Source organism: Pontibacterium granulatum, from assembly GCF_029961155.1.
Lineage (GTDB): Bacteria > Pseudomonadota > Gammaproteobacteria > Pseudomonadales > Balneatricaceae > Pontibacterium > Pontibacterium granulatum.
The window spans coordinates 72,512-86,875 of the sequence record NZ_JASBRH010000010.1 but is presented as its reverse complement, the minus strand read 5'-3'; the positions used below and the strand labels follow the sequence as shown (position 1 = coordinate 86,875).

At 52.9% G+C, this 14,364-nt stretch carries 13 protein-coding genes and 1 pseudogene; 3 read left to right on the top strand and 11 right to left on the bottom strand.

All coding sequences use genetic code 11. The features are described 5' to 3' along the window. Positions 1-41: 41 nt before the first annotated feature. Entirely contained in the window at positions 42-605 is a 564-nt protein-coding gene (locus QKW35_RS11410) for a Smr/MutS family protein (protein WP_282353223.1), read from the top strand. A 14-nt stretch (positions 606-619) separates the two neighbouring features. Here QKW35_RS11410 and QKW35_RS11405 read toward each other — a convergent pair whose 3' ends face one another. The 8 genes and pseudogenes from QKW35_RS11405 to dinG form a co-directional block, all read right to left on the bottom strand. Then, the gene (locus QKW35_RS11405) at positions 620-1,585 is read right to left on the bottom strand and encodes a patatin-like phospholipase family protein (RefSeq protein ID WP_282353222.1); all 966 of its coding nucleotides are present in this window, start codon (positions 1,583-1,585) and stop codon (positions 620-622) included. Positions 1,586-1,595: 10 nt separating this feature from the next. Next, the gene (locus tag QKW35_RS11400; RefSeq protein WP_282353221.1) at positions 1,596-2,423 is read right to left on the bottom strand and encodes a DUF4892 domain-containing protein; all 828 of its coding nucleotides are present in this window, start codon (positions 2,421-2,423) and stop codon (positions 1,596-1,598) included. A gap of 106 nt (positions 2,424-2,529) precedes the next feature. Next, positions 2,530-3,384, bottom strand: coding sequence for an alpha/beta hydrolase (locus QKW35_RS11395; RefSeq protein WP_282353220.1), 855 nt, complete (start codon positions 3,382-3,384; stop codon positions 2,530-2,532). Positions 3,385-3,481: 97 nt separating this feature from the next. After that, on the bottom strand, positions 3,482-3,910 hold the full coding sequence (locus QKW35_RS11390; protein ID WP_282353219.1) for a SixA phosphatase family protein: 429 nt from the start codon (positions 3,908-3,910) through the stop codon (positions 3,482-3,484). A gap of 11 nt (positions 3,911-3,921) precedes the next feature. Beyond that, on the bottom strand, positions 3,922-4,950 hold the full coding sequence (locus QKW35_RS11385) for an NAD(P)H-dependent glycerol-3-phosphate dehydrogenase (protein WP_282353218.1): 1,029 nt from the start codon (positions 4,948-4,950) through the stop codon (positions 3,922-3,924). A 227-nt stretch (positions 4,951-5,177) separates the two neighbouring features. Beyond that, the gene (locus QKW35_RS11380; RefSeq protein WP_282353217.1) at positions 5,178-5,399 is read right to left on the bottom strand and encodes a hypothetical protein; all 222 of its coding nucleotides are present in this window, start codon (positions 5,397-5,399) and stop codon (positions 5,178-5,180) included. Between the two features lie 496 nt (positions 5,400-5,895). Then, positions 5,896-7,227 (bottom strand): annotated as a pseudogene (gene rhlB, locus QKW35_RS11375) (ATP-dependent RNA helicase RhlB); the annotation flags it as partial. Between the two features lie 14 nt (positions 7,228-7,241). Next, positions 7,242-9,362 carry an ATP-dependent DNA helicase DinG gene (dinG, locus tag QKW35_RS11370; RefSeq protein ID WP_282353215.1) on the bottom strand — a complete coding sequence of 707 codons (2,121 nt, stop codon included), beginning with the start codon at positions 9,360-9,362 and terminating at the stop codon, positions 7,242-7,244. A 124-nt stretch (positions 9,363-9,486) separates the two neighbouring features. Here dinG and lexA point away from each other — a divergent pair, with 124 nt between their 5' ends. Then, a complete protein-coding gene (gene lexA, locus QKW35_RS11365; protein WP_282353213.1) occupies positions 9,487-10,101 on the top strand; it encodes a transcriptional repressor LexA in 615 nt (204 codons plus the stop codon). Then, positions 10,098-10,556: a cell division inhibitor SulA gene (locus QKW35_RS11360; RefSeq protein ID WP_282353211.1), complete on the top strand. Its 459-nt coding sequence runs from the start codon at positions 10,098-10,100 to the stop codon at positions 10,554-10,556. Before lexA ends, QKW35_RS11360 begins: the two co-directional genes overlap by 4 nt. Positions 10,557-10,776: 220 nt before the next feature. Here QKW35_RS11360 and QKW35_RS11355 read toward each other — a convergent pair whose 3' ends face one another. From QKW35_RS11355 to topA, 3 genes are read right to left on the bottom strand one after another with little or no spacing between them, the layout of a single operon-like run. Continuing rightward, positions 10,777-11,040 (bottom strand): hypothetical protein, encoded by a 264-nt coding sequence (locus QKW35_RS11355; RefSeq protein WP_282353209.1) that lies wholly within the window; start codon positions 11,038-11,040, stop codon positions 10,777-10,779. A gap of 4 nt (positions 11,041-11,044) precedes the next feature. Next, positions 11,045-11,569, bottom strand: coding sequence for a DUF6586 family protein (locus QKW35_RS11350; protein WP_282353207.1), 525 nt, complete (start codon positions 11,567-11,569; stop codon positions 11,045-11,047). Positions 11,570-11,597: 28 nt separating this feature from the next. After that, the gene (gene topA / locus QKW35_RS11345; RefSeq protein WP_282353205.1) at positions 11,598-14,258 is read right to left on the bottom strand and encodes a type I DNA topoisomerase; all 2,661 of its coding nucleotides are present in this window, start codon (positions 14,256-14,258) and stop codon (positions 11,598-11,600) included. Positions 14,259-14,364: the final 106 nt, after the last annotated feature.

The following is a 14,364-nucleotide window of genomic DNA, read 5'->3' as shown; positions in this document are numbered from 1 at the left end:
CGGAAGGGCCGCTATGTTAATGAAATTTAGGTTGAAAAGCCATGTCAGACCGCACCAAACCTGACAACAACGACGAAGATTTCTCCTTTGCTGATGCAATGCAGGGGGTGACCCGGCACTGCCACGACAAAGCTGATTTGAAACCTGCACGCCACAAAGACATCAATCTGGATGCCAAACGTGCGGCCGCGACCGTCGAAGAGGAGAAGGTAATCGACAACCTCTCCAGCGAAGCAGTTGACCTGGTGGAATCCAGTGAAGAGCTGCTGTTTGCCTCCCCCGGCGTACAACTGCGGGTCCTGAGGCGCCTTAAACAGGGGCACATTCCGTGGGAAGAAGGTCTGGATCTGCACGGTTACACGGTTGATAACGCACGCGATGAGTTGAGTCGCTTTATCCGTACGGCCCGTGCCCGCAACATGCGTTGCGTAATTGTGGTTCACGGAAAAGCATACAGCCAGGCGGGCAAGCAACCCCTGCTGAAATCCTATGTCAACGAGTGGCTGCGCCGCATGCCTGGCGTCCTGGCTTTTACGTCAGCCCAGGATAGAGATGGCGGCACTGGCGCGCTGTACGTTTTGCTGAAAAAGGGAAACAACCGGTAATCCCAGCGCTCCACTCAGTTCAACATGCCCTGCTCGAGCGCTTCAAGCCGCTCACGTGCAACCTGCCGTCCAACCTCGATAACTTCGGTCGCACGATAGAATTCGAAGAAATGGCAAAGGTCATGGGGGATCGAAATAACCAGATCTGGCGGGTAACCCGCAATTTTGTACTGCGCCAGACTACCCTGCATCACCTCGACCGAATCCAGCAACACGTCGATTCGCCCACCCACCCGTGGTGGTCCTTTTTTGACACTGCATCCGTCCCGCGAGGCACAACCATTACTGCCTCTTCCATTTCCATCACCTCCGCTGCCATTACCATTTCCGCTACCGTTGCCGTTACCGTTTTGTGTAGATCCAAGACTCCAACTATCGGAAATACCACTGCGATTGAGATAAGCATTATCGGGTAGATCCAACACATCATGGCGCGGGTCCCGAGCGTTGAGATCAACTGCGATAATGAGGTCCGCATGAGACGCTACAGTGGGAATAATGGGCAATGGATTGAGAACACCGCCATCCACAAGGATACGGTGCTCATGAACATAAGGCGTAAAAAAACCCGGCACAGCGACCGACGCACGCATTGCTGTTTGCAAAGGCCCAGCTTGAAACCAGACCTCTTTTTGGCGAACGATATCGGTAGCCACCGCCGTATAATCAATCGGCAAGCTTTGAATTAAAGGATTACCAATTATCTCGTCCAGGCGCTGAAATAACCGCTCACCCCGAATAGTGCCACGCGTAAATGCGATGTCCAACAACCGGAAAATTTCAAACTTGGTTAATCCCTTAACCCAGTCCCGGTATTCAGACAGCCCTCCAGCAGCGTATACGCCGCCCACCAGCGCCCCCATTGAACTGCCGGCAATACATACGATTTCATACCCGCGTCGCTCAATCTCTTCAATTACTCCGATATGCGCGTAACCCCGGGCACCCCCACTTCCAAGAACCAGTGAGACTGTTGCCATCCCTGCCTCCTTACTCGCGGATTAAATACACTCCCGCTTCACCTTCACCAATCATCAGCGGCGCTAATGGCCCCAGACCATAAACCCGCACCCGTGACGTATCTAGTCTTTGTCGCATTAGCTGTGCAATGGCATCCGCCTTTTGTTTTGACTGCTCCAGCGCAGCATCAAAACCATTAACACTCCGGTCTACCCCAACCACCCATATTGTCACTTCAGGGTTAGCCTCCAGATATTCGAACAGCGTAGCGGGCAACTCTCCGCCCGTTTCAAGCCGGGCATAACCTTGAGTTTCCAAGGCGTGGCTCAGCCCCCCATTCTCGGAGCTAAGCACCTCCAGATGCGCGTAAACACGTTTGTTGCCACGAATTACAGTATAGAGAACGAAGTAGTCCTGCCCCAACTGCGCCGCCAGGTAATGTTGAGTCTGATCAACACCGTATAGCCGGGAAATATGAAATATGGAGTTCGCCCAGTAGTTACTGCTACCACAATCCCTGCCCTGACATTCAAACATCACCTGTGCGCCTTTTTTAAGCAACTGGTCGCGCATGTAGTGAAACGGCTCGGTGGAAGAATGTCCGGCGGGCATCCGATAGGTGATACGAGTCATATCCCCTTTAAGCCGCTGCTCACTCTCTGGGCGGATCACACCGTCCACCTTCTCCAACCCTCCAAGAATAAGGCGGTATTCCGGCACTTCACGCTGTCGATAGTCAACGATATAGGAGAGCGGGAATCGCTCCACAGCTGGGTGATCAGCCGATCCGCGGCGATCACTCTGGGCTTGAGCCGTAATAGCCACAAGTACGAATATTGCGGGCAACCAACGTAACATTGAAACCTCCATGCAACTCGACAACCTTCCGAAAAGTACGAACAAGACCCCAAAGACGGGCCTGTAAAGACCTGGACTCACCTTCGTTGTGACCACTGAGATCAGATCATTTCTCCTCAAACCAACCATTGATCAGATCTGCAATCAACTTGGCGGCTTCAGGCTCCAGGTGGAGGTGGTGATTTCCGGGAAATCGATGGATGACCATCTGCGCAATACAGGCCGCACGCTCTTCCATACGATCCAGCTCCAACCCTTCTTCGCCCAGCACCAGATCCACCTCTGCTGAAATTCTACGCAGAAAAGCCTGAACCTGATCTTCTGTCATGCGCAGTATAGACGGCAACACCAGACTCGGATCATTGCGCCAGTAAACACCATCCTCACCATGCACCGCGCCGCGGCTTACCAGCCAACGCGATGCCTGCTCACTCACAGGGAAGCGTCCATTGATACGCGCCTGAACTGCCTCCTCCAGGGAGGGATACGGCTTGAGCCGTTTATTGCGCATCTTGCCACGTTTATTCAGCGCCTCCCACATCAACTCCGGCAAGCGCTCAGCCTCATAAACCAGCGGTGCCACACCTTCAATCAGCCAGAGTTTTTCAGCCCGTTCCGGAAAAGAGCCCGCCAGCAAACTGGCAATGCTCGCACCCATGGAGTGACCCACGATCCGCAGCTTGTCGAGTTTGAGTTCATCTGCCACAGCGATCACATCAGCAACGTTATCCCAGATGTAATACGGCATTGAGGCGGGGCGATGATCAGAAAAACCATGCCCCATCAGATCCAGAGCAATAAATCTAACGCCCTTAAGCAACGGACCGATTTGATTATAGGTGGCGGCATTGTCCAGCCAGCCATGAAGGCCAAGCACAACCGGGTCATCCGGCTTACCACTGGCCATCGCGGCAATGACATGGCCGTTTACTTCGAAGCGAAGTTCTTCAGAATAAGACACGCAAAATCCCTGCAATTAACTGATTTGAAAAGCATAACGTAAAAATCAGGGAGCGTCAGGGAATAGCGCAAAGCAAGATATGCAAGCGTAAACGGCGTTATGCCTTCCAGATAAGAGACCCCAGCCCCATTGCGGGCCAGTCAGCATCCACACAGGTGATGGTTCCGGTATCAAAGGGCTCGATACCTGCACCACAGAAACCACCCACCAATCGACTCACCAGAGGGTTATGGGTAACCACCAGTATGGTTTGGTCGGTAAAGGCATCTAACGTTTCGATAGCTTGCTGCGGATCGTTGTCTGGCGTCCACAGCGCATCGTCCGAGTAGGAATCAACACCAAGCACTTCGCCCGCGATCTGCGCAGTTTGGACCGCACGCAGGTAAGGACTGTGCAGAATATGCTGAACATCCTGCATACGCGCAGCGTTTTCACGTAGCGTTGCAAAAAGTCGCACCCGCCCATTATCAGTAAGCGGACGTTCCGCATCACAGGAAGCCTGCCAGGAGGCCTCGCCGTGACGCATAAAATAGATCCTCACACCTCATCCCTCGGCAGGACAAACTCGACGTCCGTACTTTGCTCGTTCAGCATCAGTGTTTTCACCACCTCTGCAACCGGGGCATGATTAAAGACAACTTCATACAGCCCCCACACCAACGGCATGTACACGTCCATCTCCTGAGCTTTGGTTTTAACCTGTTTCAGCGTATTCACACCCTCTGCCACCTGGCCCAGCGCTTCCACCGCCTGATCCAGCGTTTTGCCCTCACCCAGCGCATACCCCACACGGTAGTTGCGACTAAGCGGCGACATGCAGGTAACAATCAGATCACCCACACCGGCAAGACCTATAAAGGTCATCGGGTTCGCGCCCATGCACACAGCAAAACGACTCATCTCCGCCAAGCTTCGTGTCATCAACATGCTTTTGGTGTTTTCACCCATACCCATCGCTGCACTTAAGCCAGCAGCGATAGCGTAGATATTCTTCAGCGTGCCACCCAGCTCGACGCCGTAGGTATCAGAACTTGCGTAAACGCGGAAATAAGCACTGTGCAGGACCTTTTGCGCCTGCTCACGCAATTCCACATCTTCACTGGCGATTACTGTCGCCGTCAGCTGACGCTGGGCAACCTCTTTCGCCAGATTGGGGCCGCTTAATACGCCTATGCGCCCCTGTGGTAGCTCATCCCGCAGAATCTCACTCATCAGGCTAAAGGTATCCGCTTCAATACCTTTGGTGGTACTGATCAGCATCTGGGACGGTTGCAACCATTCACTGGCCTGCTTAACCACCTTGCGGAAAGAGTGGCTGGGGATCGAAACGACCACCATCTGCGCACCATCCAGTGCACACTGCATATCTGTGGTAGGCACCAGGTTCTCAGCAAGCTTATAGCCCGGCAGGTAGCGAGAGTTTTCCCTAGTGGCAATGATCTCATCAACGCGCTGCGGGTCTCGCATCCAGTGACTAACCTGAAATCCGTTCTCAGCCACCATATTTGCGATAATCGTACCGAAGCTTCCGCCCCCCAGTACTGCAACCTTTGTTACTTCAGACATGCATTGCCCCTTGTACTCTGAACACAGCTAAACCCGGCCACGATTATATCCATTGGGCCGGCAAACAACTCACTGTGTCTATCTTATCTTTGATCTCAGATAACAAAAAGGCAGCACCACAGATTGAACCTCTGCAAGTACTGCCTTTATGACCTAACCACACCGCAGTTTATGAGGCGGTTATGACCACCCTGTAGAACCAGCTTTACGGCGACGTGATAATTTTCTTACGGTTTATCGTTATCAACGCTGTCGAGCAATTTATTGATCCCGACAAACGCCACCTTAACGATACCAAATGCAAGCACAGCCAATCCCATAAACAGCATCAATTGCTGGATGTCGTTCGTGCGCTGGTACCCCGCCACTGCAATCGCAGCGAAAAATGCACTTACAACGATCGCGATGATGTTACTCAAGCGGGACGTGTTATGCCTGTCTTCAGCCACCGCGGCGCCCCTCACCTGCTTTGGTTTCGTCATCATCCACCTTGTCTGTCGGCTCTTGCGATGACTCTTCCGCCGCCTCTTCGCTGACAGATGCAGATTCAACCAAATCCCCAGCAGGCGCGCCTTCGGACTTCTCAACACCCGTGTCAACAAACAGGTCCAGATTTTCCTCAGCCGCTTTAGTTACCTCCACAGGCGCTGGTGCTTCCTGGGTCTCAGCTTCTGCTTCGTCCCGGCCTTTTTCTTCAGGCTTTTCCGTCACTTCAGCAACAACCGCTTCGGCAACTTCAGCGCTCTCCGCCGCAGGCGCATCTTCGCTGTCGCCAGTGGATTTAGGCGCTTCCGGTGTAGCAGCCTCAGCCACCTCTGTAACCTCAACGCTTTCTTCTGCAACCGTTTCAACCGGAGCTTCTTGCTCACTCACCACAGGCTCTTCGTCAGCTTTCGATTCAGTCTTCTGCTGAACACCCTTCTTCGCAGGCTTATCCAGATCGGCCAACAATTCAGGTCCTGGGTGAATACACTCAAGCTTAATGCCCGCTTCTGCTTCCACTTCTGGAATCATGAAGGAGTCATTCTCACATGCGAAACAGATAGACGTACCGGTTGCACCTGCACGACCGGTGCGGCCAATGCGGTGAACGTAATCATCCGGGTCATCCGGCAACTGGTAGTTGATTACGTGGGTCACACCATCGATATGGATACCACGACCGGCCACATCGGTAGCGACCAGCACTTCGATCTTGCCGCTGCGGAAATCTTCCAGCGTGCGGATACGCTTCTGCTGGGTAATCTCACCAGACATCAACGCAGCACTCACGCCATCTTTCTGCAGACGCTCACACAGGGAACGGGTCTCGTGACGGCGATTACCAAACACAATCACCTTTTCGATGTTATTGATGCGAATGTAGTTACGCAGCAGTTTGTATTTTTCTTTGGCGGAAACCAGGAACACCTTCTGCGCCACGTTCTCGGAGGTTTTTTGCTCCGGTTCAATCTCGATCTGTACCGCATCCAGCGTCCACTGCTGCGCCAGATTCATGATGTCATCCGTAAAGGTCGCACTGTACAGCAGGGTTTGGCGATCCTGACCTTTACGCGGCGTCGCGCGAATAATAGAACGCACATCCGGGATAAAACCCATGGAAAGCATACGGTCGGCTTCATCGAGCACCAGCACTTCCACGTTCCACAAATCAACTTCTTTGTTGTTGACGAAGTCCAACAGACGACCCGGCGTTGCCACCAGAATATCAACCGGTTTCTTCTTCAGCAGCTGACGCTGCTTGTCGTAGTCCATGCCTCCAACAAGAGAAACAACGTGCAGGTCGGTGTACTTAGCCAGACCTTCTGCATCGGCCGCGATCTGCATCGCCAGTTCGCGGGTTGGCGCCACGATCAGCGCACGCGGCTCCGCCAGACGACGGCGCTCTTCAATTGGATAATCGATCAGATCGGTGATGATACCCAACAGGAATGCAGCTGTTTTACCCGTACCTGTTTGCGCCTTACCGATGATGTCTTTACCTTCCAGCGCAGCCGGAATGGTTTCCGCCTGGATAGCCGTCGCGTATTCAAAACCCAGATCAGCAACTGCGTGCAAGACATCGTCTGGCAGGTTGAAATCCATAAAGCGTACCTTACCCTCAACTTCAGGTACTGCGTACTGGGAAGGGCTCCAGGAAACCTTCTTATCATCACGACGCTTGTTGCCGCGCGAGTTGCTGCTACGACGGCGGCGACGCTGTTTTGGCTTATCTGAATCAGATTTGGCAGCCTTAACTGCGGAGGATGTGTCGATCTGTTTCTCTTCAGTACTCAAGGTATATATCCGTCTTAAGCAAAATTGCGTCGATAAGGTGGCAGTGCGTCCAACAACTTGCGTCCGTAACGACGACTGACCACACGACGATCCAATAGGGTTATAGTGCCACGGTCCTGCTCTGTTCGCAGCAGACGCCCGGTAGCCTGAGTGAGACGCATCGATACCATAGGTACAGCCCATTCTTCAAAGGCATTACCGCCCTGCGTCTCAATCCATTCTGCCATTGTCGCATCTACCGGATCATCCGGCACGCCAAAAGGCAGTTTTGTTATGATCACTTCGGTCAAATATTGCCCGGGCAGATCCACACCCTCTGCAAACGAAGCCAGACCAAAAATGATACTGGCTTCATCGTTATCAATCTGTTTCTTGTGGCGGGAGATAATCTCATGTTTCGCCAGATCCCCCTGCACAAGGACGCTATTCTTAATGGAATCGGGCAATCGTTCAAGCACTGTGAACATCTGACGCCAGGAACTAAACAATACAAGTGCCGCTTTTACATTCGGCAGCTGCTTATCCAGGTATTCAGCCACTTCTTCGGTGTGCTCATCCGGGGTTTTCGGATCAGTACGCATCGCGGGTACGTACAGTTCACCGCAACTATAGAAGTCGAACGGACTCGCCAAACGCTCGTACGTGGTCCCATCCGGCAATCCCAGATCGTTACTCACACGGGAGAACGTACCCAACGCGGTAAGTGTCGCCGACGTTAAGACCGCGCCGTAACAGGCCTGCCAAAGATGCTCACGCAATGTATCCGCTGCAGAGACCGGGCTGCTGCGACACTCCATATCATCGCCATCTGCGGTTTCTACCGCACTGATCCAGCGCGCCGTGGGTGACTTCCCTTCTGGATCCGGCTTGGCGTATGAACGCGCCAGCCAGTAAACAGCTTGTGCTCGCGACAGCAACACACCTACCTGCGGATACCAGCGCTCAGCGATATCCTTCTGGATATCCGCAATCTCCCCATCCATGGATTCCTTCAACAGATCCACGATCTGTTCGAATTTCAGCACCACTTTCTCGGAGGACGCGGCGATACCAGAACACACATCGCGTATTTCAGGTGGCAATACACCCTGCGCAAAACGAAAACGCTTTTCACCCTTGCCAATACGCTCCCGGAACATACCATCAAGAATCAGCTGCATCTGCTCCAGGCCCGTTTCCAGATCGGCGAACGGCGTCGAGAGCTTTTGTACATAGTCAGTCAGCACAATGTGCCCACCGCAATCCTGCAGCATCTTGTTTAGCGTCCGCGTGGTTTTACTCAACCACCGCTGCGAACCGCGCACACGCATACTGTAGGCAAAGTGCCCCGTGGTTTTGTCACCGAGATGATGACCTTCGTCGAAAATGTACACCGTATCCGCCGGGTCCGGCAGGATTGCGCCACCACCCAGCGAAAGATCAGCCAATACCAGGTCATGGTTTGCAACGATCAGGTCGACACTATCCAGTGCCTGGCGCGCCTGAAAGAACGGGCAGATACTGAAATGCGGACAACGCCTATTGGTACATTGCAGATGATCGCTGGTCAACGGCTGCCAAACATCGTCAGCAATCGCATCTTTCAATGAGTCACGATCTCCGTCCCAGCGCCCGGACGCAAACTCATCCAGCAAAGTGCGGTACTGCTCCACCACTTCAGGCTCGAGCTTCCGCGCGATCTCGTCTTCATATAACGCCATCTGACCAAGCTCGCCCTGGTCTTCCAGATGCCGTTCAGCTTGCGAAAGACAGAAATAACGACCACGCCCTTTCGCTAGAGAGTAACGCACCACCAAGCCCGCATCCGAGATTAGCTGGGGCAGGTCTTTTAGTACGAGCTGCTCCTGCAACGCAACCGTTGCTGTAGCGACCACTACTTTTTTCTTGCGGGACTTCGCAATAGGCACCGCAGAGAGCAGATAGGCCAGCGTCTTACCGGTACCCGTTCCCGCTTCTACCACGCAGATATGACTTTCGCCGTCGCGTTCCCCTTCTGAGGTTTGCTTGATACCACCGAGGGTGCGGGCGATGTGTGCGACCATCTGTTTCTGGCTCACACGAGGCTTCAGTCCGCGGTTTTGCAAAAAGGCGCTGTAAGCAGACTGAATTTCAGATTTAAGATTTTTATCGAGCAACGCCGTAGTCCAACTAGGTTTTGCGCAATCTTATCAAAACACTGGATATATAAACAGAAGTTGCTTTACAGAATCCGGATACTGTATATAATCACAGATACTGTATAAAAAAACAGATACGATTATGAAGCTGACTAAAAGACAAACGGAAGTTCTGGACTGCATCAAGCACTATATCGTAACCACCGGCTACCCGCCGACCCGTGCCGACATTGCACGCGAGCTGGGCTTCCGGTCTGCCAATGCAGCCGAAGAACATATGAAAGCCTTGGCGCGTAAAGGCGCGATTGAGATTATCCCAGGCACCTCTCGTGGTATTCGGGTCCCGTCCCTGGAGGAGGAAAAAAACGAAGGCCTGCCAGTCATTGGTCAGGTTGCAGCAGGCTCTCCGATCCTGGCACAGGAACATATAGAAGATCACTGCACAATCTCTTCCGACTTTTTCCACCCGAAGGCGGATTATCTGCTGCGTGTACGCGGCATGAGCATGAAAAACATCGGTATTCTGGACGGCGATCTACTGGCCGTTCATCAGTGCCAGGACGTACGTAACGGACAGATCGTTGTTGCCCGTATTGAAGATGAAGTCACGGTAAAACGCTTCCAGCAGGAAGGCCATATGGTTTACCTGATCGCTGAAAACGAAGAGTTTGACCCGATTGAGGTAGACCTTCGAGAGCAAAACCTGGCGATAGAAGGACTGAGCGTTGGCGTTATAAGGAGAGGAAATGACTTATGATCGGCTACCAATCTGCAGCACCTAAATTGATTCGTCCAGCCGCAACCGTGCACAAACAGGTGGTTGCACCGGCACAACAGGGCACCAGCAACTCCGGCAAGGTCACTGAGATCATCATGCGAGACGACGAACTCAGCAATATGCCGATGCTGATGCCACTCCTGGCACAGCTCAGCCGCGACGATCGCTGGTTCGTTTGGGTTGCTCCGCCGGTGGTACTGCCTAAAGCACTACTCGCCGATGCAGGGATCGACCTGAGCAAGGTTATCTTACTCAAACCGGACGAGAACCACTCCGTATACGACCTGTCCCGTCAAGCTCTGAAAGCAGGCACCTGCCATGCAGTGATCACTTGGCCTGGCTATCTTTCCGAGGAAGAACTAAACGACCTGGAGGATGCCGCACGTGAAGGTGCTAGCCACGGAATCGTAATTCGTGGTCGCCACAACGCATAACGAGTAACGATCACAGACCAAGCTCTCGATAAAGGGATTTTTTCAGCCAACAGAGGGACCTGATTGGCATGAGAGAAAAACGACGCACTACAAACTAAAAATCGCCCACTCAGCACATTGCTTTTCCCGGTTTTATCCGACTTCCAGCAACACCTACCAAACAAACGATTTTTACATTGCCAAACGCTTATCCAGTGCTCGCAAGTCGTTGCTTCTGAACCTAATGAATTGTTGGCTGAGGCTCTGCCGACACATCACCCGCCGGGGAGAGACTGTAACCAGACTCTGCAACCATCTGCACGCCTGCGGTCAGCATCATGCGACCCACATCCACGTACTTCTCATCCAGCGTGTCGCGCAATTCGTCCGAGAATGCTACGACCATTAAAGGCTCTCCGTCTTCTTCAGCACGACGGATAGCCAGATCACCATTCTCCAGTTCAACTATTTCCAGCAGCGTTTCCAACTTCGAATCCACTGACACTAACTTACCACTCCTGCATACCGGCACGCAGGCGCTCTATCAGAGTACGCATCTCGCCCAGCCAGCTTTCATATTCATTGATGATCTGCCCGTCTTCGGCATGATCAGGATTCACCTGCACCACGTGGATCTCGGACACACTGCTGGACTCAGTCACAGCAGCACGCTTATCACTGCCATGCCAGCACGCCTCGTAGGCCGCCAACATTTTGTGCAGCCAGCTGGTATGATTTTTTTCCAGCTGCCCCAGCTCTTTCAGCTCAGCACCTTCGAAGCCCGCCTTTTCAAACTGCTCCATCAGTGCTCGATAACCCACGAAGTGTTCGGTATCGATACGGTACAGCTCCGCAACCTCACGCAAAAAGGAGTCGTAAGCGGACGCCAGATGAAACAAGACTGACTCGTTGTAGGATTCGATCAGCGCATGCTTACTCCAACCCGTCGAATTCTGTGCCTCTTTCAACGCACCGATATGGATGCGGGCAAAATTGAGTTTCTGGTTTGTCCTTGCCAGATAGATACCGCTCATCAACGTCCCCTAAACCTATACAGGTTTGTTACTTTTTCGTGGTTTTCTTCGCCGTCTTCTTCGGCTTAGGCTGCTCCTCAACCCACTTACCGTCAACGAAATATGCCTTCCAACCGGTCGCCTTGCCGTCGACCTCTGTCATAACATACTGCTCTTTGGTTTTCCGGCTGTATCGGATAATAGCCGGATTACCCTCAGCATCCTGCTGAGGCGCAGAGAAAAGGAATTCGTATTTTGGATCAATTTCGCTCTTATGAGGAATGATCTCGGACACTTTAGGCGCACGTGTTTCGCGATTTTTCGGGAACTGACTGGCCGCCAGGAACAAACCACTGGCTCCGTCACGCAGGATATAGGTATCGTCCACCTTCTCACACTGCAGTTCAGGCATCGGCACCGGATCCATTTTCGGTGGCGCTGGTTCGCCGTTTTTCAGCAGCTTACGGGTGTTCTTACACTCCGTATTGGTACAACCAAAGAACTTACCGAAGCGCCCCGTCTTCAGCTGCATCTCGCTGCCACACTTGTCACACTCGATACTTGGACCGTCGTAGCCTTTCAGACGGTACTCACCGGCTTCCACCTCAAAACCGGAACAATCCGGGTTGTTACCACATACATGCAGTTTACGCCCCGCATCGATCAGATAAGAATCCATCGCCGAGTCACACAGCTTACAGCGATGTTTGTTACGCAAAATACGAGATTCTTCCTCGTCGTCGCCATCTACGCTGACGACTTCATCACCGGGCACCAGGTTGATGGTGCACTTACAACGCTCTTTCGGCGGCAGGCTGTACCCTGAGCACCCCAGGAATACACCGGTACTGGCGGTACGGATCATCATGTTTCGACCACAGTCCGGGCATGCGATATCCGTTTCGGTCGGATCGTTTGGACGCATCCCCCCTTCCGGATTCTGCGCCTCATCCAGACGACGCACGAAACCTTCGTAGAAACGATTCAGCAGCTGAATCCAATCCGCTTCACCGCCAGCGATATCATCGAGTGACTCCTCCATACGCGCCGTAAAGCTGTAGTCCATCAAATCGCTGAAGTTCTCAGTCAGACGATCGGTAACGATATCCCCCATCTTCTGCGCATAAAAACGGCGGTTCTGGACCTCTACGTAACCACGGTCCTGGATGGTGGATATGATTGATGCATAAGTAGACGGACGACCAATACCCCGCTTCTCAAGCTCTTTAACCAGACTCGCTTCTGTGTAACGGGCAGTCGGTTTTGTAAAGTGCTGCTTCGGATTCAGTTCGGCCAGTTTCAGCACTTCACCAGTCTGTACATCCGGCAGAATTACATCTTCATCGCCCTTACCGCGGGACGGCAATACACGGGTATAACCGTCAAAGCGCAGAATGCGACCCTTGGTACGCAGTTCGAAGCCACCTGCATTTACGATGATACGTGAGCTGGTGTACTGCGCGGGCGTCATCTGGCACGCAATGAACTGGCAACGGATCAGGTCGTACAGACGCTCAGCGTCACGGTCCATACCCATCAGCGAGGTTGGTGGCACAGTCACGTCGGAAGGACGGATCGCTTCGTGCGCTTCCTGCGCGCCCTCTTTACTGGAGTAACGGTTTGGGTCACCCGGCAGGTAATCGTCGCCGTAGTGCTTGCCAATATACTCACGGCACGCGGTAACCGCCTCTTCACTCAGGTTGGTGGAGTCGGTACGCATGTAGGTGATGTAACCGGCTTCATACAAACGCTGAGCCAGCATCATGGTCTTCTTCACCCCAAAGCCCATGCGCGTGCTCGCAGCCTGCTGCAGCGTTGAGGTAATAAAAGGAGCAGATGGTTTACTGGTTGTAGGGCGGTCTTCGCGCTTCAGAACACTGAAGGTGCTTGCACGCAAAGCGTCAAGGTGCTGCTGCGTCTCCGCTTCAGAACCCGGACGAAACTCTTTATCACCCTGCTTAACCACCTGCAGGCGCAGCGGCTCACCCGCATCGGTTGCGGTGTCAGCGTGTACTTCCCAGAACTCTTCCGGGATAAAGGCACGGATCTCACGTTCGCGTTCTACGACCAGACGTACCGCAACAGATTGTACGCGACCGGCAGACAGACCACGGGCGATTTTCTCCCACAACAGTGGAGAAACCATGTAACCCACTACCCGGTCCAGGAAGCGACGCGCCTGCTGCGCGTTAACACGATCCATATCCAAAGCGGATGGCGCCTCAAACGCGCTCTGGATCGCTTTCTTTGTGATTTCGTTGAACACCACGCGACTGTATCGTGATTCGTCACCGCCAATCGCTTCACGCAGGTGCCACGCAATTGCTTCCCCCTCGCGGTCCAAATCGGTCGCGAGATAGATTTGATCAGCGGACTTGGCAAGGCGGCGCAGCTCTTCAACCACCTTTTCCTTCCCCGGAAGGATGTCGTAATTGGCTTCCCAATTATTTTCCGGATTTACCCCCATTCGGGTAATCAGCTGCTCTTTGGCTTTGCGTTTTTTATATACGGCTTTTTCTTCCGGAGACATTTTCCGGGTCAGCGCTGCCTGCTTCGCCCGCTCTTTGGGATCACTTTTGGGCCCACTGCCACTCGTAGGCAGATCACGAATATGACCTACACTTGATTTAACAACGTACTGATTACCAAGATATTTATTAATGGTCTTGGCTTTGGCTGGTGACTCTACTATTACCAGTGACTTTCCCATGCGGGCATGATCCTTCAGGAGAACGACTTAAACTAAATTTCGGTGCATTATATAAGTACTGAAAATGCTTCGGTCAAGAAAGAATTGGTTTTTTCCTTCTCTTTAT